This window comes from Tessaracoccus sp., assembly GCF_016714275.1.
GTDB lineage: Bacteria > Actinomycetota > Actinomycetes > Propionibacteriales > Propionibacteriaceae > Arachnia.
This window is the reverse complement of sequence record NZ_JADJNP010000001.1, coordinates 1,697,244-1,721,235: the sequence shown is the minus strand read 5'-3', so window position 1 is coordinate 1,721,235 and position 23,992 is coordinate 1,697,244. Positions and strand designations below refer to the sequence as shown.

General features: G+C 63.7%; 13 protein-coding genes. 3 read left to right on the top strand and 10 right to left on the bottom strand.

The features are described from left to right. Positions 1 to 3: 3 nt before the first annotated feature. Together IPJ61_RS07925 and IPJ61_RS07920 are read left to right on the top strand one after the other, a co-directional pair. Positions 4 to 3,192 carry a DEAD/DEAH box helicase gene (locus IPJ61_RS07925; RefSeq protein WP_297105135.1) on the top strand — a complete coding sequence of 1,063 codons (3,189 nt, stop codon included), beginning with the start codon at positions 4 to 6 and terminating at the stop codon, positions 3,190 to 3,192. Between the two features lie 75 nt (positions 3,193 to 3,267). Then, complete coding sequence (locus IPJ61_RS07920) at positions 3,268 to 4,320, top strand: DNA-processing protein DprA (RefSeq protein WP_297105132.1); 1,053 nt, start codon at positions 3,268 to 3,270, stop codon at positions 4,318 to 4,320. Here IPJ61_RS07920 and IPJ61_RS07915 read toward each other — a convergent pair. Both IPJ61_RS07915 and mobF read right to left on the bottom strand, forming a co-directional pair. After that, the gene (locus IPJ61_RS07915; protein ID WP_207473693.1) at positions 4,301 to 4,675 is read right to left on the bottom strand and encodes a sulfate permease; all 375 of its coding nucleotides are present in this window, start codon (positions 4,673 to 4,675) and stop codon (positions 4,301 to 4,303) included. The two genes, IPJ61_RS07920 and IPJ61_RS07915, sit on opposite strands and share 20 nt — an antisense overlap. Positions 4,676 to 4,815: 140 nt before the next feature. After that, positions 4,816 to 8,436 (bottom strand): MobF family relaxase, encoded by a 3,621-nt coding sequence (mobF, locus tag IPJ61_RS07910; protein WP_297105123.1) that lies wholly within the window; start codon positions 8,434 to 8,436, stop codon positions 4,816 to 4,818. A gap of 272 nt (positions 8,437 to 8,708) precedes the next feature. Here mobF and IPJ61_RS07905 point away from each other — a divergent pair, with 272 nt between their 5' ends. After that, positions 8,709 to 9,341: a DNA cytosine methyltransferase gene (locus tag IPJ61_RS07905; RefSeq protein WP_297105119.1), complete on the top strand. Its 633-nt coding sequence runs from the start codon at positions 8,709 to 8,711 to the stop codon at positions 9,339 to 9,341. A gap of 115 nt (positions 9,342 to 9,456) precedes the next feature. Here IPJ61_RS07905 and IPJ61_RS07900 read toward each other — a convergent pair whose 3' ends face one another. From IPJ61_RS07900 to pglX, 8 genes are all read right to left on the bottom strand, one after another. Continuing rightward, a complete protein-coding gene (locus IPJ61_RS07900) occupies positions 9,457 to 10,962 on the bottom strand; it encodes an IS1634 family transposase (RefSeq protein ID WP_297105117.1) in 1,506 nt (501 codons plus the stop codon). 189 nt (positions 10,963 to 11,151) lie between these two features. Then, positions 11,152 to 11,415, bottom strand: coding sequence for a hypothetical protein (locus tag IPJ61_RS07895; RefSeq protein WP_297105113.1), 264 nt, complete (start codon positions 11,413 to 11,415; stop codon positions 11,152 to 11,154). Next, on the bottom strand, positions 11,412 to 13,142 hold the full coding sequence (locus IPJ61_RS07890) for a UvrD-helicase domain-containing protein (RefSeq protein WP_297105110.1): 1,731 nt from the start codon (positions 13,140 to 13,142) through the stop codon (positions 11,412 to 11,414). Before IPJ61_RS07890 ends, IPJ61_RS07895 begins: the two co-directional genes overlap by 4 nt. Continuing rightward, complete coding sequence (locus IPJ61_RS07885) at positions 13,139 to 14,992, bottom strand: ATP-dependent nuclease (RefSeq protein ID WP_297105106.1); 1,854 nt, start codon at positions 14,990 to 14,992, stop codon at positions 13,139 to 13,141. The genes IPJ61_RS07890 and IPJ61_RS07885 overlap by 4 nt, the downstream gene beginning before the upstream one ends. Beyond that, positions 14,992 to 17,121: a BREX system Lon protease-like protein BrxL gene (brxL, locus tag IPJ61_RS07880; protein ID WP_297105103.1), complete on the bottom strand. Its 2,130-nt coding sequence runs from the start codon at positions 17,119 to 17,121 to the stop codon at positions 14,992 to 14,994. Before brxL ends, IPJ61_RS07885 begins: the two co-directional genes overlap by 1 nt. Before the next feature lie 14 nt (positions 17,122 to 17,135). Then, positions 17,136 to 19,631, bottom strand: a complete 2,496-nt coding sequence (gene pglZ / locus IPJ61_RS07875; protein ID WP_297105100.1) for a BREX-1 system phosphatase PglZ type A — start codon at positions 19,629 to 19,631, stop codon at positions 17,136 to 17,138. Next, complete coding sequence (locus IPJ61_RS07870) at positions 19,628 to 20,572, bottom strand: PDDEXK nuclease domain-containing protein (protein WP_297105097.1); 945 nt, start codon at positions 20,570 to 20,572, stop codon at positions 19,628 to 19,630. Before IPJ61_RS07870 ends, pglZ begins: the two co-directional genes overlap by 4 nt. Further along, a complete protein-coding gene (gene pglX / locus IPJ61_RS07865) occupies positions 20,565 to 23,984 on the bottom strand; it encodes a BREX-1 system adenine-specific DNA-methyltransferase PglX (RefSeq protein ID WP_297105094.1) in 3,420 nt (1,139 codons plus the stop codon). Before pglX ends, IPJ61_RS07870 begins: the two co-directional genes overlap by 8 nt. Positions 23,985 to 23,992 lie beyond the last annotated feature (8 nt).

Genomic DNA, 23,992 nt, shown 5'->3' with positions numbered 1-23,992 from the left:
GACGTGGAATACCGCACCGAGGATGTCTGGGCGACGTCCCACGTCACGGGCAAGAACGTAGTCCGTCAACTGCTGGTCCCGACGTGCGACGACATCGAGGTGTTTGAGACCGAGCCAGGCATCGAAGTGGTGAAGACACCCTTCGGACAGTGGCCTACAACGTGCACTGCTGATCTTCCGACTGATGGGCCGCTCGCGGCGAGGCTCCCTGGAGATCACTCCCCGAACGCCCAGATCGAATGGGGCGGTAGTCGAGAGGCGGCTCAGGCGAGCGAGGTCATCCAATCCTTCGAAGGTGCCATTGGGTTCACTGCGCATGACCTACCCCGCAGCCTGAGACGACCGCAGATCGCAGCGCTTCACTCCATCGTCGGTTACCAGTCGTCCGGCCTGTCTGAGCCCGGGATCGTGGTCATGCCGACAGGCACAGGCAAGACAGAGACGATGCTGGCGTGGCTCGTGGCACAACGGCCCGAACGTGTGCTGGTGGTCGTTCCCTCCACTGCGCTTCGCGATCAGATAGCGAGCAAGTTCGAGACCCTGGGCATCCTTCAGATCGAAGGCATCGTCGACCACCGCGCGTTGCGCCCCAGAGTCGGCCGGGTAGAGGGCCGGTTCACCGATGGTGCCGAAGCGAGGGCTTTCGTCGAGGCAGCGAACGTCGTCGTTGCAACACCCAACGCGATCCACGCCAACGAGCCTGACGTGCGCGCAGCCTTCTTCGAGAGCTTCACACACCTGCTCGTCGACGAGGCGCACCATGCGCCGGCTCGAACATGGACAGAGATCATCCGTGTATTCGCGAACCGGCCAACGCTTCTGTTCACGGCGACACCGTTCCGTCGCGACGGATTGACACTGCCCGGCCGCGTCATCTTCCGCTTCCCGCTACGGGAAGCTCAGAAGGAGGGATACTTCAGCACCATCGACTTCACTGCGGTACTCGATCTGGATGATGACGATGAGGCATTGGCACTCGCCGCAGTCTCGCGGCTTCGAGATGACTTGGTCGCCGGCCACGAGCATCTGCTTCTGGCACGGGTGGGGTCGAAGGCGAGGGCGGATGAAGTTCATGCGCTCTACTCACGCATCGCTCCCGAGCTCACGCCGAAGGTCATCTACGACTCGATGTCAGCACGCCGCCGAGCCGAGACGCTCAAGGCGATGCGCGACCGGACGAGCCGTGTGATTGTCTGCGTCGACATGCTTGGCGAGGGATTCGACCTACCGACGCTGAAGGTAGGGGCATTTCACGACGCACACCGATCGCTGAGCCCGATGGTGCAACTCATCGGTCGGCTCGCGAGGACATCTTCTCCACTCCCGATTGGCAGGGCGAGCGTCTACGTGCGCCAGGACCCACGTCACGCGCTCTCGCCGATGCGGTTCCTTCTTCGTGAAGACCCTGACTGGGACAAGGTGCTGAGCGACATCACCGAACGCGCCACTGAACGTGCAAACGAGGTCAGTGAGTTCGAGGCGTCGTTCGTTGACAACCCTCCGGATGTGCCAGTCGGCCTCTTGGAACCCAAGATGAGCGCCAAGGCCTTCGCGACATCCACCATCGACTGGGACCCGCTCGCAGCACGCGAAGTCTATGGAGACGCCGTGCTGGACGACCTCATCAGCGTGAACGCAGAGAACACCATTGCGTGGTTCGTGGTCGAGACCATTGCGAACCTCCGATGGGGTGACATCCCGTCGCTGCGCGCCACTGACTACACACTCCTCGCCATGTACCTTGATCGTGCGCAAGGCATCCTCTACATCCACTGTTCTGACACGAAGCACAGTCTCGCCGACCTCGTCGAGGCAGTGCTCGGCCACGAGCCGAGACCACTCAACGGATACGACACCTTCAAGGTCTTCTCGAAGCTGGACAGGCTCATCCCCACCAACATCGGCCTTCTCGATGCCCGCGATCGCGACAAACGTTTCTCCATGCACGTCGGCAGTGACGTGGAGACAGCGCTCACGGAGGCTGAACGCACGCACAAGTCCAACACCCACGTCGCGGCGAAAGCGTTCGAGGAAGGCGAGCGCGTCACCATCGCAGCATCGCTCTCGGGAAGGTTCTGGTCCATGCGCACGGCGCCGAACCTTGCCGAGTGGCGCACCTGGTGCCGACAGCAAGGCGCGAAGCTGAACGACGGCAGCGTCGATATTCATTCGCTCTTCCGCTCCATGATCATCCCGACCGACGTAAGCGAACGACCAGGCTTCCCCGTCCTGGCGATGGAGTGGCCCTGGAATCTGTACCTAGGCAACGGAACATCCTCCAGACTTAGCCACAAGGACTCAAGCGTGCTCCTCACCGATGCCGAGTTCAGGATCGACGACTTTGGCACCAGCGGCCCGCTCCGCTTCTCGATCATGACTCCCGGCTGGGAGTTGGCCTACGAGGGGCAGTTCGGCTCGCACGGTCTGCATTACAGCGCAAAGGGTGATGATGCCGAGGTTATCGGCTGGCGAGACGCGACGACCCCCTTCTCGACCTGGCTCAACAACCACAAGCCAACCCTCTTCCTGTCGGGAGATCGGATGGTGACAGGCGACGATCGGCTCCTCGCGCCACGGACCGAGCTGGCTCCATACCCGCGCGAGCAGCTCCGAGCCCTCGACTGGGTGGGCAATGGTGTTGATATCACTGTGGAATCGCAAGGGACCGACCGCAAGGCGAACTCTATTCAGGCGTACATGGCCCGATTCCTGTCGCAAGACCAGACTTTCGATATCCTCATCGACGACGACCGCGCTGGCGAAGCCGCCGACCTTGTTGGTATCCGCGTCGACAAGGGCGATCTTCTTGTCACGCTGGTGCACTGCAAGTACTCATCGAAGCCCACAGCCGGCTCACGCCTCAGCGACCTGTACGAGGTATGTGGGCAAGCGATGCGAGGTGCGCGATGGCGCGATAACGGAGCCCTTCCGTTGCTGGAGCATCTTGACCGCCGCGCCAAGGCGTACACCATGCGCACTGGTCTCAGCCCTTTTGAGATCGGCGATCGAGAAGCCCTCTTCCGCATCCGGCAGCAAGCCCCCCAACTGTTCCCCCGCATCTCGACCGTCATCGCCCAACCAGGCCTCAGCATCAAGGCATCCTCAGACGAACAACTCAGGCTGATCGCTGGGGCAGCGTCGTACGTGCAGAGCGTCACCAAAGGTAGCTTCGACGTCTACGCGTCTACATAGGTGGTCCAGGCGCACTCGACCATTCAGGCGACGTAAGCGCACCTCGTCGGTATCAAATCCCGAGAGGAACCGACGATGGCTGGGCTGAGTGACCTCGCAGACGACGAGCGAACCGCGCGGATGGTGCTGTCCATGCTCGTCGAGCCCAACGATCCGGTGACGGGCCGAGTCATGAATGGACTCGGGGCGATGGAGACGCTCCGACTTGCCGAGCGCGACGGCGCCGTGGTGGGTCTTAGCGCCGTCGGCGCGCAGGTCTGGCGCGACCACTTCGACGCACCTGCGGCGAAGGACATCGCTGCCCGTCTCGACCAGGCTCAGCAGTCAGGCATCCAGGTTCTTGTCCCCGGCGACGCCAACTGGCCGGTCGCCCTCAACGACCTTGGCGATCTCGCTCCCTACGTGTTGTGGACGCGCGGCGCCTCATCGTTCCTCGCTCGCCCGTTGCAGGACTTCGTCACGATCACCGGGTCGCGCGCATCCACTTCCTACGGCGACCATGTTGCCCGCGAACTCGCCGCTTCGACGGCCGCGGATGAACGAGTGGTCGTCGCTGGCGGCGCCTACGGGATCGAAGGTGCTGCGCACCAAGCCGCCCTCGCGGCAGGTGGCGACACCATCGCGATCCTCGCCAACGGCGTCGACCGTCCTTACCCTGCTGGCCACTGCGACCTACTCGAACGCGTGGCTGATGTCGGGCTTCTCGTCAGCGAGGTGCCGCCTGGCACAGTTCCGACACGGCATCGGTTCATCGCTCGCGGGCGACTAATGGCGGCGCTCGCGTCTACGACGGTGATCGTCGAGGCAGCAGGCCGGTCAGGCTCGTTGGAGGTGGCGCAGCACGCTTTCGAGCTGGGCCGGAAGGTGGGAGCAGTGCCTGGCCCGGTGACGAGTGCCGCGAGCGCCGGGCCGCATCGGCTCCTGCGGGAGGGCACCGCGTCACTGATCGCCGACAGCGTTGATCTTGCGCGTCTGGTGGAACGCGGCAACGCGCGCCAGGTCTCAGCGCCGCGTACGCAAGTTGATGCGGATCGAGTCCGTCCGGCTACGCCTGAACCAACACGGTCGTTGCAGCAACGCTGCGACGGCGGAATGGGCGGAAGTGTGCTCAGCGGCTGCTGCTCGTGAGTTCACGCGTAGACACTTCAGCGTCTACCTCGCGCTCGGCACGCTTCCGGGCCTGGCGTTCCCTGGCGCGTGCCCTCACGAGCAGCGCCACGCTCACCGGGCCGATGATGACCATCTTGAGAGCGTTCCAGATACAGACCAGGACCACGAGGTGGAGCCATCCGGGGCCGCCGGACTCGATGAGAGTAGTGCACCAGGCAGCGACGCCCAGGTACGGAGCGGCCAGCAGCATCGCTGGCACGCCCCACTTCAGCCCGTTCCTCGTTCGGATCAGGTCGAGAAGGACGTTGCTCGGCATGTAACGACGTAGGAAGTAGCGGACCTCCGTGCTGACTGTCCACAGTAGGCGGATCATGATGGGCTCCTCTCAACACGCACGTATGTTGTCGAGACGGTGCGTGGGGAGTGACCCGAAGGTCTGCCGCGAGCGGCCCAAAGGTAAGGAGAAATCCGCCTCGCTTCAAGGCTACGTCGAGGCGGGGACATTTGGAAGGGTCAGATGCTGCGTCCTGTCTGAGGTTGCTCCCGCCTGGCGGTGTTGAGCCCAGCCTCCGGCGAAGCGCTCTGGGCAGTGAGAAGGAGCATCCTGTCGAGTGCTGCTCGCGCCCTCGCGGCGTCGATCTTCTGCGCGGCCGACTCGGCCGGGGCACCAAGGGGTGCATCGTCGGTGATGCGGTACCGGTTCCGGTAAGCGGCAACGACTCGTGCAGCCCTGCGCCAGGTCGCGGCTCGTCGTCGCTCGTTTGGTGGCGTTCCGAGTGCCCTTGTCCACGAGACGCCTTCGGCAAGCGCGGTGTCGAGCATGGCGTCGGCGCGGGCTTCGATCAGCGTCTCCCGCTCGTCGAGTGCGGCTCGCATCTCGGCGTCCACCACGCCAACGGCGTGTGGGATGAGTCCGGCAATGAGGCGCGGCGGTTTCCGGGTTCGTCCTGATCCCGCTGGTCGAGAGGTCGCGCGCTCGACGCGGTAGTGGAGGACGGCGGCGATGTCGTCGGCGTCGCCGAACCCGAGCGCGGCCACGAGGCGCGGCAGGAGCGTATCGACGTTGTGGTGGTTGGCCTCGGCGCGGCGGAGCTCGGCGGCGAGTGGGCCGAATGCCTCGGAATCGATGGCGCTGTCGGCCTGGTCGTCGGTGAGGCCGGAGCTGCGGATGAGGGCAGCCCAGCGGTCGTGTTGGGCTGCGGCGGCGATGGTCTCGTACTCGGCGGCGAGCTGGGCGATCGAGCCCCACTGCTCCTGCTCGGCAACGATGGTCTCGTGCGCCGAGAGCTCGGCTCCGCTGTGCTGGAGAACGCCGTAGAGCACGCTGCGGGTGGTCGCGTTGGGGTCGTCGCCGGGGTGCGGCTCTGCATGGTCGTCGGCGCGGTCAAGGGTGACGTAGGCGCGGTTGGAGTGGCGGCCTCGGGTCATTGCGACATAGAAGGTCTCTCTGGTCGAGGTCGGTTCGACCAGTACGTGCGCAGTGTCGGTCGTGACGCCTTGGGCACGGTAGGCGGTGACTGCGTAGCCGAGATCGACATGTTCGGCTACATACGAGGCTGGGAGGACGATGCTGCCGCCGAACCTCCGTCCGCGCTTCCGAGCACTGATGGTTCCATCGGCGCGGACGGTGGTGCCGGTCCCGTAGTCGCGTGCGATGGTGATGGTCCCGTCGTCGCCGACGGCGGTGATCGTCCAGATGTCGCCGTTGCGCACCCAGTCCCGCCCGGCCAGGGTGCGGAGGTTCCGGTTGTTGAGTCGGGTGATGATGGTGTCGCCGACGCCGGCGGCGGTGCCGTCGCGCAGTTCGACCTCGCGGTCGGGGTTCAGCGTCTTGTTGAGGATCAGGTCGGCGCGGGCGCGTCGGTTGAGCTCCGTCACGTCTTCGTGGGTCTCGGCGATCAGCACCGAGACGAGCCCCTTGTCGCGGTCGGCTCGCCATGCGTTGTAGGCGGCATCGGTCATGGTCTCGGCGTCGCCGCCGGTGATGCGCTGATGGGAGAGGTAGGCGTCGACGGCCTGGGCGCGTCCATGGCGCAGCTCGAGTGAGGCGGCCTTCTCCCACGGATGGGTGAAGCGGTAAACTTCGACCAGTTCCGGGGTGTCGTCCCGGTCTCTGGCGATCATCGCGAATGCGCCGCCGGCGTCCACGGATTGCAGTTGGGCGTAGTCGCCGACCAGCAGCACCTTCGCGCCCGCGTCCTGGGCGAGGTGGGTGATGCGGTCCAGTGACAGGGTGCCGGCGAGGGAGGCTTCGTCGATGATGACGAGTTGTCCCGCCTCGAAGGTGGTGCCGTGGATGAGGTGGTTCTGCCACCACTTCGCCGTGTTCTCGGTCGCGATCCCGAGATCGTCGGCGAGAACCTGTGCGGCGACCGCTGACGGTGCGAGACCGACGACGGAACCGGGGCCGTGCTCGGCTTCCCAGGCGCGGCGGAGTGCGTTCATGGCGGTGGTCTTGCCCGCCCCGGCGGGGCCGACGAGCACGTCGAGCATCCGTCCCGACACCGCGATGCGGGTCAAGGCGTCGGCTTGGTCGTCGCCGAGCATCCGCCCTTCAGGGTCGGCGCGACGCGTGATCTTCTCGACCGTCGCGAGCGCAACTGTCGGCCCGGCCAGGTTGCTGGCGCGTTCGAGGAGTCTGTCCTCCGCCGCGAGCTGGGACTCGGAGGTGAACACCGTCGAGCTCTTCGGACGGAACACGGAGCTGCCGTCTGGCCGACGGAACACAACCGGTGACGTGGCGAGTTCAGGAGGCGTCAGCCGGAGGGAGACCCGTTCGGCGGCGTCGGCGACCATTGCGACGATGGCTTCTCGGTCTTGCATGGTCGCGAACCGCCAGCCCATCGTCTGCCTGGATGCCTCGGCCATGAGGTTCCATCGTCGCCAGGTCGAGCGCTTCTCACCGACAACCTCCACGACCGAGCGCCCGATCTCGCCGATCACGTCGAGCGGCACGTCGTCGGCGCGAAGCAGCAACGGCTTGTCGTTGTCGGTCACCTCGCGCGCCCACATCGTCGCGTCCCGGCCCAGCGTCTTCGTAGCGCGGTCGCGCCACTCGGCGGTCAGGTCGGCCAGGGACCGGACCTGCTTCTCCGGCCGAGTCGTCAGGGTCGCTTGGGCTCGCAGTTTGAGGATCGTCGCGTTCGATGGTTGGCGTCCGTGCTGGGCAACGTACTCGTCGATGAGTCGGTTCTTCTCCGCGTCGATGTGGCGGGCGCGGGTGGAGAACTCCGCGACCAGCTCCTCTAGCACGCCGGTGATCGCCCACGCTGGGTTCCGGTCGCGGCCCATCTCGCGCGCCTCCCAGGAGACGCCGAAGGTGCGCGTCATGTGGTCGGCGAACACGGCTTCGTGTAGTTCGGAGAGCGCGACGACGGCGGCGTGCATCGGTCTGCCGTCGAGCGAGCGCCACTTCCCGTCGAGGACGGTCTTGGCCTTGTTGCTGATGACGACGTGCGTGTGGAGGTGGGGGTCGCCGGCTCGGGAGTCGAAGTGATCGAACGCGGTCGCGATGAGCCCGGTGACATCGACCTGCGCAACCGCGCCGTCCCCGGCGGTTGCGCCCGTGCGGGTGGCTGCAACCTCGCGTTCCATGAACGCAACCACCTCCGCAACCGCTCGATGATGCGCCTCGGCGATCAGCGCCTGCACTCCGGCGTCGGCGACTGCCCACAGCACTGATGCGGACTTCGGGATGGAGAAGGTGAAGTCGAAGCCCGCCACCGCACGCCGTGTGCTCCGGGCGCTCTCCTCGGCAACGATCTGCGCGACGGCTTCGCCTTTGGCGCCAGGCGTCATCGTCGGGTCGAGGTCGGCGATCCGCACCTCGATCCGCTGCTCCTGGCTCTTGTAGGTCGGGAACGCTCGACCGAGCGGCTCGTCGGTGATCGGATCGTGGCCCCTCCCCATCAGTAGCTGGAGTTGGTGTTCTGATACTCGGTCGCCCACCTGAATCTCGCCCTTGCCCAGGGCCGCCACGCCCGTGCCGAGCCAACGACCAGGTGGGGTGCCTTCTTCCATGTAGTAGCGAGTGAGCGGCGTGGAGAGTGGCCTGTTGCCGTCGGCGGCCGCGACCGTCTTGAGCAGGTACTTGTAGCCGTCACCCGCCGACATCACGCGCATCGAAACCGTCATGCTCGCCTCCGCTCCTGCCTGGCAGGTGAGCAACCGCACCCGGTGACTTCTGCCGCGGTAATGCCTGACTCAACCTCGATCTGCAAGACGCGTGTGACCTCGGATGGCGGTCGGAGCTGAGGCCGGAGATGGAGGACCTCGGACGGCGGCAAGCGGGGACTCGGTTGAGCAGCGGGCGTGTGGCGGAGTCGTGCACCTGACAAGTGACCAGCTCGGCATCAGTTCTCGACTAAGCACGGATGCCGGGGACGACCGTCACCGGAGCAGACTTCATGCACGACCTCAACGCCCGCGGCGACTCACGACTCAGGATCGGGTCGCTGTTCAGCGGCTATGGCGGCCTCGACCTCGCCGTCGAGCACGTCTTCAACGCCAAGACCGTGTGGTTCTCTGAACTCAACGAACCCGTCGCCCGCGTCTTCTCTCGCCACTGGCCCGAGGCTCCGAACCTCGGTGACATCACGACCATCGACTGGCGCCAGGTCGAGCCCGTGGACATCCTCATCGGCGGGTTCCCGTGCCAAGACGTTTCGATGGTCGGCAAGCGGGCCGGCCTCGCGCCTGGGACACGCTCGGGCCTGTGGGCGCACATGGCCGCCGCCATCGACGCGCTCCAGCTCGAATGGGTCATCATCGAGAACGTCCGCGGGCTGCTGTCCTCCCCAGCGACACGGCCACCCGCAGAAGGAGACGACCATGACCAACGCAACCCCGGCGATGCAACCCCCGACGGCGCAACCCTTCGCGGCATGGAACCCGACCCGTGGCATCTGGGAGACAACGCAGCTCGACCTCTACGGGCTCTCGGCGCCGTTCTCGGCGATCTGGCCGACCTGCGGCTGGATGCACGTGATGGCGGCACCTTCCACGACTTCCAGGAGGTAGGTGGTGGCCTCGTTGCTTGACAGGGCGCGAAGGCTCTCGTGGTGGGCTGCGCCCAGGACCGAGCGGCAACGTTCAACCGCTTCGGAGTGCACTGGCAGCGGATCACGACCCGACTTGGGCCATCGTGGTGTCCCCTCAGCGGGCGGCGTGATCGATCTTGGTGAGGGCTTCGCGGAGGTCGTCGGGTAGCGGTTTCCTGATCGGCACGGTTTGGGTGCCGAGTTTGGCCCAGGTGGTGCGGTAGCGCCTGGCGGTGGTGATGAACTTCTTGATCGACCATCCCGTGGTGGTCTCGATCCAGTGGCTGACGGCCATCGCGGCGAACACGATGGTCAGGTGCGCGTCGATCGACTCGCGTAGCCGGTGGTAGACCGGGCGCACGGCCAGGTCGGACTTGGCCATGCGGAACGTCTTCTCGATCTTGTACAGGTTCTGGTAGGCGCCGATCACGCGTTCGGGGGTCGGGTCCTCGATGTTCGTCAGGTAGGCCTTGAACCCGGCCAGGGCGCGGGCCTTGGCTTCCAGGTCCCGGTTGATCTTCTTGGTCGCACCGTCGAGTTTGATGAACCGGTTGCGTTTGACCGTGTCCTTGCCAGCGACCTGGGCTTCGGCCTTGGCGATCTGCTTGTCGATCCCGCGCAGCGTGCGCGCGGCCCGCGCTTGCTTGAACTGGTAGTAGGTCGCGTGATCGGCGCGGTTCTTCTTGCCCGTGCCCACCGGTTCGCGGGCGACCCACACCTGCCCGTCGGCGTACTCAGTATCGGGGTGGTCGGTGCGCCATCGCTGCACGACGTAGGGCACCTGGGGGATCTTCGCCCCCAGGACGAAGGAGAGTCCTTCGGCTTCGATGGCCTTCCAGTTCGCTTCGGAGATCATCCCCGCGTCGGCCACGACCACCACGTCACGCAACTGGTGGGCGGCCATAAACGCCTTCAAGGTGGGGATCATCGTCTTGGTCTCAGCGGTGTTGCCCTCCCACGCGGTGATCATCAACGGCATCCCGGTCGCGTCAGCGAGCAGCCCGATCTGAATGAGCGGGTCGACCCTGCGCTCCTTGGAGAACCCGGGGATGCGGAAGTCGTCTTCCTTGTCGGTCTCGAACCACAAGTTCGTCACGTCGAACAGCACCAAGCTCGCCGGCCCCAGCTTCGCGGCTCGGGCGCACGCGGCGGCCAGCGAGTCACGAAACCCTTCGGCCGCATACAGGCGCAACCGCCGCTTGACGGTCCGGTAAGACGCGTGCGGAACACCGATCTCGGGCAAGACCCGCTCGACGGCCGCTTGCTTCGAGGTGGGCTCGACAATCCTGGCCAGGACCAGATCGCGGAACACCTCATCGTCGGCCGCCTCGTCGAAGCCCAACGCCCCGAAGGCCGTGGTCAACGCCTCCCACAGCACCGCCATCTGCGAAGCGACTTCTTCCAGCGGCTCACCCGGGTGGCGCGGGCCGTCAACATCGAGGTCCAGGACGCCCTGGCCTGCGTTGATGCGCTCACGGGCCTGGGCGAGCAGGAGCTCAATCTCCTCATCCGTGCGCCCAGAGCCGACGTACTCGACCTTCCGCTTGCCCTCGCGCTTGCCCCACGAGATCTGGACCTGGCGCGTGCCATTCGCACGCTTCAGCACCCGCGGATGAGCCATCCCGCCAGCCTATGGTGCCCCCCGTGGTGTCCCCTCCAGGCCACCACCCCACACATCACCGCAGGTCAGGAACCCGCCGACCAGTCACGCCCCCGAACCTGGCCCAAGTCGGGTGCAACCCCCGACGGCGCAACCCTTCGCAGCGTGGAATCCGACCCGTGGCATCTGGGAGACAACGCAACTCGACCTCTACGGGCTCTCGGCGCCGTTCTCGGCGATCTGGCCGACCTGCGGCTGGATGCACGTGATGGCGGCACCTTCCACGACTTCCAGGAGGTAGGTGGTGGCCTCGTTGCTTGACAGGGCGCGAAGGCTCTCGTGGTGGGCTGCGCCCAGGACCGAGCGGCAACGTTCAACCGCTTCGGAGTGCACTGGCAGCGGATCACGAGCCATCGGTTCAGGTCCGAAGAACTGATCACGCGCCTGGGGGCTCCAGTCGTGTCGCGCCTTCATGCTGCGGGCCCTTCAGATGCCGGAGGACACGTGAGGGGTGGCGCGGTACTCGGGCGCACGAGAATGACCTGGTGACGTGCTCTGGTGATCCCGACGCGGAGGAGGCGGCGAGTCGCGGCGAAGGGTGGTCTTTCTCGTTTCTCGTTGAAGAATGCCCCGGCGTACTGGCCCTCCACGATGACGACACCATCGAACTCCTTGCCTTTGGACTTGTGCAAGGTCATCAGCACAACCCCACGAGGCTCGGTCTCGGTCGCCAGCAACTTTCCCATATTGAGGGCGCGTTGGACGATGATTCGGGCACCTTGGTAGGTTCCAGATTCGGCCCACTGTGCTGTCAGTCGTCCGCCGATCTCATCGGTTGCTCGGAAGAGCCTTACGAACCGCGCGGCGGTGAGCAGTTCCGCGAGTTTGTCGCTGGACTCCAGGATCGCGCGCGCAGTGAGCCAGTCAGCGATCGCGTCACCCGAGAAGGCGAGACCGGCCTCGCAGGCGCGCTTGACGGCCTTCGCGGCTGCTGATCGAGGTTCCTTGCCTGCTCGGACGTTCGATGCTGCCGCGCGGTAGCTGGCTGCTGTGGTCTGGGCAGACTTGCTTGGATGCTCCGCGTTCTTCATGTCGTAGAAGTCCGCAATGCAGTCCAGAGTGGACGCCGCCGCTGACGTGATCTCGCGGAGCGGCCACTCAAGGATCGAAGCAACGACTTGGGCAGCTGCGGCCGTCAGCTCTGCATCCCAAACGACGTGATGTTCCAGTGGATTCAGAGTGTGCTGCTTGTACGTGTGCTCCCTGCCGAGCATGAGCGAGATGTCGCTCACGTAGCCATTCGACCGACCGAAAACTGCGACGCTTGGAGATTCGATTCCGGCCTTTCGAAGCTGCGACATCATCCAAGTGACGGCAGCATGTACCGAGGCTTCGTGGCTCCTCTGGTACGTGGAGAGTTGCTTCACATCGCTGGTGGACGGCAGTGCCTCGTTTGTCATGACGGCATCCGCAAAGGACAAGATGCTCGCGTTGGGGCTGCGGTGATTAGTACCACCGAAGTCGAACTCCTCCGGCGAAAAGGCTGCGCGGTACTGGTCCAGCCGACGTGGATCGATGTCCGCCTGGTAGTCGAAAATCCGCTGGTCGGGATCGGCGAGCGTTACCAGAGTGCTGTCGAGCGCGAGTTGCTGCACGAGCGCCCACTGCGCATCGTCGGTGTCCTGAAACTCGTCGAGGATCACGATTGGGTACATTTCCGAGATCAGCTCCCGAACGCTCGACGAGTGGGCGAGGAGGGCAGCAGCGCGGTCGGCGAAGATGGAGAAGGCGTATCTTCCCTCCTCAAGAGCCAGGCGCTGCACTTCTACCGCCCAGTCGCCGCCGTACTGGGCCTTGGCGAGCCGTTCAGGACCAGGGAACAGGATGGTTGGAGGCTTCCCGTTGAGGAGACGACCGTGACTCCTGAGGATGTCCATACAGAAGGCGTGGTACGTCCTCACTGCGATCTGTCTGCGTTCCCCCGCGGTGAGGATGTCCTTACACCTCAGAAGCACCTGTCGAACGGCCGCCCGCGAGAAGCTCAGGAAGAGAACCTCTTGGCCGGGTTCTAGCGAGGCGATCTGCCGCTGCGCCTTGAGGAGCGCGAGAGTGGTCTTCCCCGATCCAGGCCCGCCGGTGACGAGCACAGGCCCGTCCGCCTCAAGTGCGGACAGGCCCACATCGGAGAGAGTGATGTTCATTCGTCGCCGTCAGCAGCTTCATCGTCAACGGGCCGCCCGTAAGCGTCAGCGGCAGTGGTTGCCGGTGACAAGACTTCGTTTATCCGTTCGAGAGCAGCAACCAGGAACTCTGGCAGGTCGTCTCGGCTCTGGCAGCCTTCGATGAGCAATGCGGCATAGCCGTAGGCATCGCCCTTGCGCGCCTTCAGTGTCTTCAGTGCGATCTCGGGGAGCTGGGCATCCGTGGTCGAGGAGTCGTACTTCGCCTGGTGTGTCGGGAAATCTGGCAGTTGAACCGCTTCGTCCATGAAGCGCCGCAGCACGGCAGTCGGTACCTGGGAAACGATCAGCTCTTCGATACCTTCGACCGGCGACTCCCAAAACTCCTCGAAGGACTTGAGGGCCGTTGCGTTGACTCCGCTGTACGGTTTGCCCTGCTTGTCGACCATTCCGAACGGGACCTTGCCAAGCGCTCGGAGGATCGGTGCCCATCGGGGCACGTCGCCGTCGCCGTTCGCGGTGAAGATGGTGACGCCAGCAAGGTCTGGGTGGATATAGTCAGCGCTCGACGTCTCCAAGACTGCTGCTGCGATCGGGATAATGGACGCTTCGGTCTCGCCCTCGACGACGAGGACTCCCCGGCTCAGGATTGCTTCGGAGAATTGGCGACGTTGGCTGCGATAGCTCTTCAGCTTGATGCCCGCTGGGTCGATGGGCATACCCTCCACGTCGCCGCCGGATTCATGACTGAGCATGACGATCTCGTTCGGTTCGAACTGCTCAATGACGTACGGCGAGTGCGACGTCACGATGGCCTGCCCCATTTCCCTCTTCACGAACCGCGCTACTCGGCGCTGAGTGTGTGGAGGGAGCGCGATTTCGGGCTCTTCCATCGCGAAGATGACGGACTGTCGCTCTTTCAAGTCAGCAATCATCGTGAGCAACGCGAAGACCAAGAGGTTGACGGTGCCTGTCCCTTGTCGCGTAAAGGGGACGGCGTGATCACTTGGCCCTGTCGCTACGAACAGCCTCACGACTTCCCGAAGGTGCTCACGGGTGAGGTCCGAGGCAAAGAAGGCCGTGGCGTCCTCGTTGCCTGCCAGCCGAACGAAACCGCCCGCTCGTTCGCGAATCTGAGTGAGGAGTGACTCCAGGTCTGGGATTGCACCGATCGCCGGGTCGAGGTCACGCATCTGCCGAAGCGTTTCCATCCACATCTCGGCAGAACCCTCTTCGCTCAGCCGGAGGACCGTGTCGAGGAGTGACCCGCGCTGGAGTCCAAGCGCTCGCGATCCAGTGCGCAGAGCGCGGAGATACACGAACCCGCAGAGCCGCTTGTGAGCCCTGGTGAAACGATCGCGTCCCTCGCCGAGTGAACTCGCCTCGTCGTCATCAAGCTCGTCAAGTTCCGGAAGTGGATGCTCAAAGAACGTATCAGCTTCGAAGTCGTCCTCGACGGCGTCATATCGCGCGCGGAAGGAGACTTGAAGCGCCCAGGTTACGCCCTCGTCGTCAGCGTGCTCCGCGCCATTCTCCAGATCATCGACGAAGCTCCGATCCGTGTCGTTCCACCGTCGGAGGTGGCCTCCGAACCTTCGGCGTGCTTCGTCGGGCAGGTCAACAACAACTGCGCGAATAATGATCGGGACGGCCTTCTTGTCAGCGTCCACGTATGTGCTCCTGTGGAAGTCGTGCTCGTCCACAACAGGGCGCCGACTCGTGCGCTCGGGCCCAAGGACGAGGTCAAGAGCCTCGCAGACGGTTGACTTGCCGACGTTGTTCCCACCAACCAGCAGAGTGTTGTCGGCGAAGACAACCTTGCCCGCGCGGACACCACGGAAGTTCTCGATTTCCAGCTGGCGAACCTTCATCAGTTCGCCTCGGTTTCAGTCTCGCGAATGTAGGTGATGCCGAACGCGAAGACCTGACGGAACTCCTGGCGGCGGGAGCCGAGGTCGAACTGGCTACCAGAACCTTTCTGGAAGATGTCGAGGCCGCGTCCGAGGAGGAGCTTCCAGCCGTGCTCCGTGCGGATCGACCGGTCATGGATGGTCTCATCCCAGTTGACGGTGAACTGGATGCCGACGGTGGCGGCGCTGTCCTGGATGTCCTTGAGCATGAGGAGGTGCTGCTGGGCGTACTCGCCGCGATCTTCCTTGGTCACCAGCGTCACCGCGATCTCGTCGGCAGGGTCCTTGGCCGCTGCCAGCAGAGCGAGCAGATCGACGAGGTTGCGTCCCTGGTGCGGGAGCCGGATGTAGGGGTCGACGATGGTGATGTCGGTGGCACCGCGCAGGTAGGGCATGAGCAGCGTCTCGTACGAGACTCCACGCTGGTTCTCCTGGAACTCCCGGTGTCCCTCGAACAGGGGCGCCGCCACCTCTGGCGCCACTGGAGCCACAACTTTGGCTTCTTCTTGCGCGGGCTCGGACTCCGCCGACGGCTCTGCCTCATGCTCGGTCTCGGGGCGGCGAGCTTGATAGTAGTCGGGGTACTCGTCCTCTTCCAGTGTCGTGACACCGCGCCAGGCACCGGTCTTGTCGGAGTAGCCGAAGTTGACGGCGGCCATTGTGGAGTCGATCCGAAGAATCTGGTCCTTGACGCGCTTGCGTCCTTCGACGGCGAAGCGCAGCAGTTCTTCGATCTCCTCTTGCGTTGCCTCGCCTCCGGGGTAGATGAGCTTCATCAGCCCGGAGAAGGTCTTGTGGATGCCGTCGCGGTCTCGTGTGGAGATGTCTGAGCCGAGGGTGAAGTGTTGCTGGTAGCGGTCGGAGTAGTCGGTGTTGCGCATAGATCGCAGCACTTCGGCGATGTAGTCGACGACGAAGCCGTAGCCGGAGGAGAACATCTCGCTGCGGATCGTGTCTACCTCCCAGCCGGGGATGTAGAAGTGGAGTCGGTCGAGGTAGGCGGAGTCGTGGTACGCCTCCGGAAGCTCGTCGAAGAGGTCAGAGTGCTTGAGCATGTGGGGCACGTTGTGGGAGGTGTTGCCCACGAACACCATCGACGCTTCAGCTCCAAGGGTCTCGACGCCACGGGAGAACGACTTGTTCGCCATGTAGTTCTTCATGATGTCGACGAGCGCCTTGTCGGTGCGCTTCTTCTTGCCGGCGAACTCGTCGAAGGCGACGACGTCCCAGTAGCCGACGAGGCCGATGCGGCCGTTGGCGTTGTTGACGAAGAGCTTGGGAACGGTGACCTCGCCACCAGAGATCAGCATGCCGTGGGGCGAGAACTCGGAGTAGATGTGCGACTTGCCGGTGCCCTTCGGTCCCAGCTCAACCAGGTTGTAGTTCCGCTCAACGAACGGGATGAGACGTACGAGCTGCAGCAACTTGGCCCGCCGCCCGAACATCTCAGGGTTGAACCCGATGGACTGGATCAGCAGGTCGATCCACTCCTCAGTATTGAACCCCGTCCGCGACGCAAGGTACCCCTCGTAGTCAAAACTCGACATCTGGATCGGCTTCAGGCTCCCCAGAATCCAAGGCACGACGCGGGCGTCATCGCTGTGGAAGTACTCGATGTCGCAGATGCACCACACGCCGCCGACCAGCAGCTTCGGGTTCGCCTTCACTGTCGAGGGTTCGACGATCACGCCGGTAAGCCCCAGATTGGCGAACGAAGCCTGGTACACATCTTGCTTGTCGTTCAGCGTCACTGTCACCTTGTCGATGATCCGGTGGCGACCCTTCTCGCGGATGGTGGACTTCACCAGTTCCGACTCGTTGCGGTGCACGTAGTGGTCGGCAAGAATCTTTCGCACCGCGTCGATACCCGCCTGGATCGTTGCTTCGTCGTCGGAGGCGGCGTACTGGCCGAGCAGGTACTCAAGAACGTAGGAGGGGACGATCGCGTTGCCCTTGACGGCCTTGACGAGGTCTTTGCGGACGACAGAGCCGCCGAACAGCAGGTTGATCTTATAGTCAAGATCGCTCTGCTGCGGTGTGCCGGGCTCGCCGCTCGGTGTCTCGCCGGAGTGGCTCTCGGTGTCCGTCATGGCTGCTGCTTCCTCTAGAAATCGAAGTCCGATGTGAACGAGCGCTTGAGCAGGTACTGAGCCCGCTGGTAGACGCGCCACTGGGTTGTGTTGGGTATCTGCTCTTCGAGCCGGAACTCGACCGTGCGGTTGTTGAACTCGTTGGCGTCCTGGCTGAGGAGCATCCGTGCACTCTGGTAGCGGTCGCGCTTGTCATCGGAGGGCTGGTCGAAGAGCAGCTCGGGCTGATTCGAGATCAGGGTCTCGCCGACGTAGAGGCCGCCGCGTAGCGTGCGAGCCTGGACCTTCTCGCCAACCGGCTCGGACTGGAAGAGCTTCACGACGAGCTGGCCGGTGGTGATCTTGTCCGTCTCGGGCAGCACCTCGACGTTGACGGGGCGAGTGTCGCTCTTGCGCTTCTTGTTGACGGTGAGCACCGGAACAACGATTTCCTGGAGTGCGGCGCCGCCGTGGACGAACCTGGAGCCTGCGCCCGGCAGCTTGAGTCGATGGATCGACTTGGGAAGCTGCACCTCAAGGTCGCTACTCAGCCCGAGCTGTTCAGGCTCGAACTTTCGGAACGCGGGATCATCCTTGAGTCCCCGGCCGAGCACGTATCGACGGTTCGTCACCACGAGCTCGTCCCCCTGCGGCTTGGTCGAGAGGTAGGAGACATCGGCAAGCGCGGTGTCCTGGTAGAGGAAGCCGTGGTCAGCAGTCACCAGGATGTTCGTGGCGTTCGCGTTCGTCAGTCGCTTGATGAGGTCGACCAGTTCGCGCAGCGCGTCGTTGGCGGCCTCGAACACCTGACGTTCGGTGCGGGCCTTGTCGCCTGCGGCGTCGATCCGGTCGTGGTACACGTACAGCACTTGGTGCGCTCCGTAGAGTTCGCGCAGTTCGCCGCGCGGCATCGCGAGGACGTCCTCTGCCTGGATCGCGAACCCGTCCACCGGAGCCAGCACCTTGTTGCGGTTCGCCGTCCCGTCGGAACGCTGGCCGTCAACGAGCACCGGGTCGCCATCGTGCGAGTGGGCCAGCGTCTTGTGCGGAAGCAGGGCGGCCATACCGAGTTGGGTGTAGCTCGGAAGCACGCCCAGCATCGTGTCGAGTTCCGCGTCGAAGCGGTCTTCCTGACGGATACGTGAACCCAATTCTTCGGCGACCTCGTAGCGCAGCGCATCGGAGATGATGACGACGGCCTTCCGGTTGCCCTTACGGACAATCGGCTCGACGTGATCGGTGAAGAACCTCGTCTGCGGGCGGAGCGTGACGGACCGCCAGTCGTGCACAGCATCGACCTGCTGCTGCCAGGAGTTGCCAAGTTCGTAGAGGTACCGATTCGCGTAGTGCTTCTCCACCTCGACCCGGAGCGCTTCGAGTGGGCCGGCGTACTCGGTGGTGCGGGCGGCGAAGTGGAACTGCCGGTAGAGCTGGTCGATACGGAACCAGTGCTTGCGGTACCGGTCAAGCCCTTCATCAAATGAGGCGATCTCGAATCGCGCCGTCGCGAGTTCGCTCAGCAGGTCAGAGGCGGCACCGAGTGCCGCGTACAGCTCCCGGTATCCGTCGACCCAGATGCTGCTCTGGCGAGCACGGATCACCTCGGACACCTCGCGCGCGCTCATGGTCCGGCTGACGACCGCGTGAGCGAGCGCACTGATGACCTTGCGCTCCACGTCCTCGAAGAGGTCGTTACCCACCAGGTCAGCAAGTTCTGCGTCTTCGATGCTGCTGGCGTAGTCGAGACTCTCCGCTGCACTCCGAGCCAGGATGGCGAGAGCATCCGCGCTGCGCCGGTCGTTGCGCAGGCTCGCGAAGTCGAGCTGAATGTTGCGCAGGGCTCCGGGCGTGTCTGACGCGAACCCGTTGATTGCCTGCCGGAACATCCACAGCACGAAGTCATCGACGCTGGGCTCACTTGCTTCGTAGCCGTAAATCCTGGCAACGCCGGCCCAGTGGAAACCGTCCAAACCCTGCTCGACCAGCGCGGAGTACTTGGTGTGCGCGCCCCGCGCGTTCTCGATCAGCAACGCGCGCGTGAGCTCCAGCATGCTGTGCTCGCGCTGACCAAGCACCACGGCCGACATCTTCGCTTGCAACCTGTCGGCGTCGTCGTCCGTCGCGAGGAGTGCCTTGAGGCTCTGGACTCGCTTCCCAGCACGGAAGAACTTTTCGTGCTCCCGCACCACCTCGACGATCCCGTTACCACTGAGACCGAGGTCCTGACTCACGAGCGCGGTCCGGTCAGCAGTGAAGACTCCGTAAGCCAGCTCAAGATCAAGCAGCCAGTTGCCAATGCCCGAAGGCACCGGCGCGCCTCGGTAAAGGAGGAACTTGCCGCTTGGCTCGTCGTGGAGCACTCGGTTCTTCACGGCGTACTCGTTGTTCTCTACCCGCAACGTGGTAATCCCGGCGAGGTGGAGTGCGTCGAGGTCAGAGGCGTACTCGCCTTCGGCGTCGTGCCAGAAGACGAGTCGCTGCGACTCGAACCGCTGTTCCAGGTGCGGCAGGACTGCGCTGAGTGAGCTCATTCAGCATCCCCCTGTTCTGAGGGCACTTCGATCTCGCGCCTTGCGACCCGTTCGGATGCCGCTCGGTAAATCGGCTGGATGCGCGCCTTCAACTCAGCCTTCGGAGGCAGCGCAGTCCAGTACTCCGCGACGACGATCCCGTCCTTGTGCATCTCCAGCAACTCGACTTGCTCGCGGCTCGTCTCCGTACACAGGATCAGACCTATCGGCGACTCTTCGCCTTCTCGACGTTCGTAGCGATCAAGCCACTTGAGGTAGAGCTTCATCTGGCCCTCGTAGGCGGCCTTGAACTTGCCGATCTTCAGTTCGACGGCGACGAGGCGGCGCAATGGTCGGCTGACGAAGAGCAGATCGAGGTGGTAGTCATCGTCGTCGATGATCATCCGCTTCTGCCGTTCGACGAAGGTGAGGCCGTTCCCCGCTTCGAGCAGGAAGGCCTCCATGTCGCGGAGGATCGCGGCCTCAAGATCGCGTTCGTGGAAGGTGTCTTCCAGACCTAGGAAGTCCTGCAGATACGGGTCGCGGAACACATCGCGCGGCACGGCGGTCTTGACGACGATCTGCGCGTTAGCGATCTCAAGCCGCTCGTAACCCTTCCGTGCGATCCGCTGCCGCAGGCCGCGAACACTCAGCCCCTGGCCTACTGCCTCCTGCACGTAGAAGGCACTGGCTTCGGGAGACTTCAGAGGAATCAGCGCCCGGAAGTGGGCCCAGCTCAATTGTCGTCCCAGTGAGACGACAATCTGCTCCCCGTAGGCTGCGCGCTCCGAGCCGAGCACCTCCTCGCCGACGAGGCGGCTGAGCCGCCAGAAGGTCAGCGTGAGAGCCAGGTTGGCCTGGCGAGCGGCCGCAGCTTGCCCCTCTTCGATCACCGCTGAGGCGCGAGCAATCAGGGCTCGCTCTGCCCCTCCGCCGCCGCTGCTCCGAGCAATCTCAGTCATCGACAGCCTCCAACCCCGTGATCTTCTTGAGGGCCGGGTAGAACTTCGGGTAGTTGACCTTCACCCCATCATCGAGATCGATTGCGATCTGCTGCGATGCCAGGGGGTAAAGCACGTCATGTTCATACTCACTGAGCTCCACCAGCACCTTGCGAAGCCGCTCAGCCTCCTTCAGTGCCGCTGCCTTCTCGCGAGGCGTACCATCACCGGCTGCGAGACGCTCCTGGTGCTGAAGATTCGCTTCCAGCTTCGACTCGAACTCACGCAGGTACTCGTTGAGCACCGTCGACACCGTCGAAGGCGTGTAGCGGTGCATGTAGATCAGCGCATTGAACGACCCTCGCGGGCTGGAGAACAGCCAGTAGATCGGGCGCTTCTTGTACCGCTTCACATGATCGTCGTAGAACCTCGACCGCCCAGCGCGGGTAACGAAGTACTCCCGCAGAGTCTTGACGCTGAGTGACTCCTCAACGAACCGCAGATTCTCCTCGAAGTGCTCCTCGCCGAACGCTACCCGCAGGAACTGTCGGAAACGCGCCACGATGTCGTCCTCAAACCACTCGCCGTCAACAATCGGCAGAACGTTGTCTGCATCAGGAGCGAACGCAGGCTCCGGTACCTTGGCGAGATAGTCCTGCACGGTTGCACCCTGGTCGGCCAGGACCAGCCCCGGCTCATCGAGGCTGTAGCGACCAAACATGCAGCCGACCGCGTGCGAAACAAGATCTCTCGCCAGTGCTTCATCCCATGCAGTTATGTCTGGCGCTGCATTCGGCTCCCTTTTCGGGCATGCCATACCCCAGTCCTCGGAGACAACTATGTCGATAGCTGAGAGCGTTCGGGCGACAGCCTCCGATTCCTCCCGCGCCTGCTCTCGCCGCTCACTGGCTACCTCGCGCAATGAAGACTTCTGGACGCCATCGCAAAGCGCGGTACTAGCTACGAACTTCGGGCTGGTCTCGCGATACTCGTGTCGCTCATCGGCTAGCCGATAGGCCGCTCTAGCCAATGGCGCAAGTTGGTCGAGGGACGCAGCTCCCAACGTCGGCAGAGAGAGGATGTTGCCGACCACTGTGTTCATGGTCGGATTGATTGCCTCGAGGAGCCTTGCTGCGGCCGAGGAGTTCAGTACGGCCAGGTAGGCCCAAGCCTCCTCTTCGCTGTCACAGACAATCGTCGGGCTACCCGAGCTAAAGAGATCGTCAGCCCCTCGAAGGCGGAAGGAATCAGCAGCGGAGCCGACTAGCGTCCAGGTGACTCCCAGACGACCCATCGCTTCGGGCTTAGGCATCCCCCCGTTTGCGGCGTAGTTGCGTTGGGCGTCGATCGACCAGTCGGCGACCTCCTCGTCGTTGCCATAGAATGCCGCTCGGGTTCCGCCGTTGTGCAAGAACCGCCACTTGTCCCCGCTTGCCGCAGATACCTCCCACCAGTGACGTACGTAGCGGGCATTGTTGTGCGTCTTCAGACGTCCTGCCGAAGTGAAGCGACTCCCGAGGTTCTGGCGCGTGAACACCCGACGCTCATCGAGATCGTAGGCGATTGGAGCACCTGGAACGAGTTGGAAGTGTGGTGATGGGACACGGAAGGTGTGCCCGCTGCCTGTGCGCAGCGAAGCGAGGTAGCCCTCTTCCTTACCAACCTCACCGATGGAAGCAGTCAAATCAACGTAGTAGCCCGGATGGTCTGTGACACGACCGGCATGGAGCACGAAGGCGCAAGTGGACACGACAGAGCCGCCGATAGTGGAGAAGGCCCCTGGTCCCAGATGCACAAGCGCGTCAATGGATGATGCATCAAGCAGTCGCGTCCGCAACTTCTCAAATGACGTGAGGTACATCCAAGACTGCATCGTAATCATGGCTACGCGACCATCTTGCGCAGCTAAAGTGAGGCACCGTTCGATAAACATGGCGAACAGATCGGACCACGAAGCCGGATAGGTTTCCTTCCCGAAGCGCGTGAGTGCGGGCCCCATGTTCCCGCCGCCCATGTAGGGCGGATTGGCGACGACAGCGGCGTAATTGCGGGCAAGGAAGCCGGCCTGCCGCACGGCGCGTTCGGCCCGGACGATTACGTCTACCTTTAGCAGGTCGCCTTCATCATCAAGAGCCTCAAGATGCATCGCGAGGCGAGTAGTCAGGCCCAGGTCCGGCTTGATGAGAGACCCAAGAGTGTCGGCCTCGGTGAACTGGTTCCAGAACGCCTCCTCGGCGTGCTTGTCCCCATCCTTGCTGATGAGGGAGTCCAACTCGTCGGGGCTGAATGAGATCGGTTCAATCACGCAGATTCTCGGCTCGACCTGCTTGTTGAAGAAGGTTCGCTGCTTACCACGGGCCTTCATCGCCAATGCAAACGCCGCTAACGATCCAGCGCGCGGGTCGATCTCGGTGCCATAGAGGTTGTGAGTGAGGATCAGTTCGGGGATCTCGGAGGGTGGGTAGCCTTCCTCCTCGTAGATCGCGTGGAGCAGGTCGAAGGCGTAGGTGAGCATGTGACCAGAGCCGCAGGCCGGGTCTATGACCGTCAGCTCTTCGGGCGCGGTGATCTTGAGGAAGTCCGTCTCTTCGTCGACAGGTGCGATGTAGTAGTCCATCTGCTCGACGAGCCGAGAGGACGGATGGTTGAGCATCCAGAGTCGGCCAACGGAATTCTCGACTAGATAGCGGACGATCCAGTGCGGGGTGAAGAGCTGTGTCGCAGCGGGGATTTCGGCAGCTCCGGCCTTATTGCCCTTCTTGAATCCGGCGAAGACTTCGTCTTTACGTTCAGAGATGTAGAACTGGTAGAGCCAGCCGATGACCTCGACGTCCTGGCAGACCTGCTCGGTGAGTGCTTCCGTGGCCTTGGTGAGGATGGAGTCTGCGGCGAGGAGGTTTGCGGGAATGAGGAGTTCCGTATAGTCCCCCTCACGCTCGAACATGAACGGCATCGAACGGTTCCAGCAGCGGCAGTACTCGGCGAGCAGAAGCGTGTAGGCCTCGCTTTGGGGGTCTGGGCTGGGGCGGGTTCCATCCAGCAGTCCGACGATCGTGTCGAGAGTGCGATTGTTGCTGACAACAGCGGGGTCGATGCTGCCACGCTTGGCATCTGCGAGTATCTCTGGCTGCCCGGTCTGCTGGCCGTGGGCTGGCGAGACGATGCCGATTCCGGTGTATCCGTTGGCGTCCATGAAGCGGAGGGCGATGATGCGGTTGAACCAGGTGTAGGCGACCTTGTCAGCGATGGTGTCCTTGCCCTTGGCGCCGCCGCCCGCGGCCGTGATGTCGCGTTCGAGCACGGCCACGGCGTGCTGGTTCTCGACTCGCTCTGGTGACGCGGGCGCGAGTACGGCTGCCAGCCGGGCGCTGACCTGGGTGATGAGTTCGCGCCTGGCCCAGGTGGCGAAGCTCTTCAGCGGTGCGGTATCCATGCGTGTTG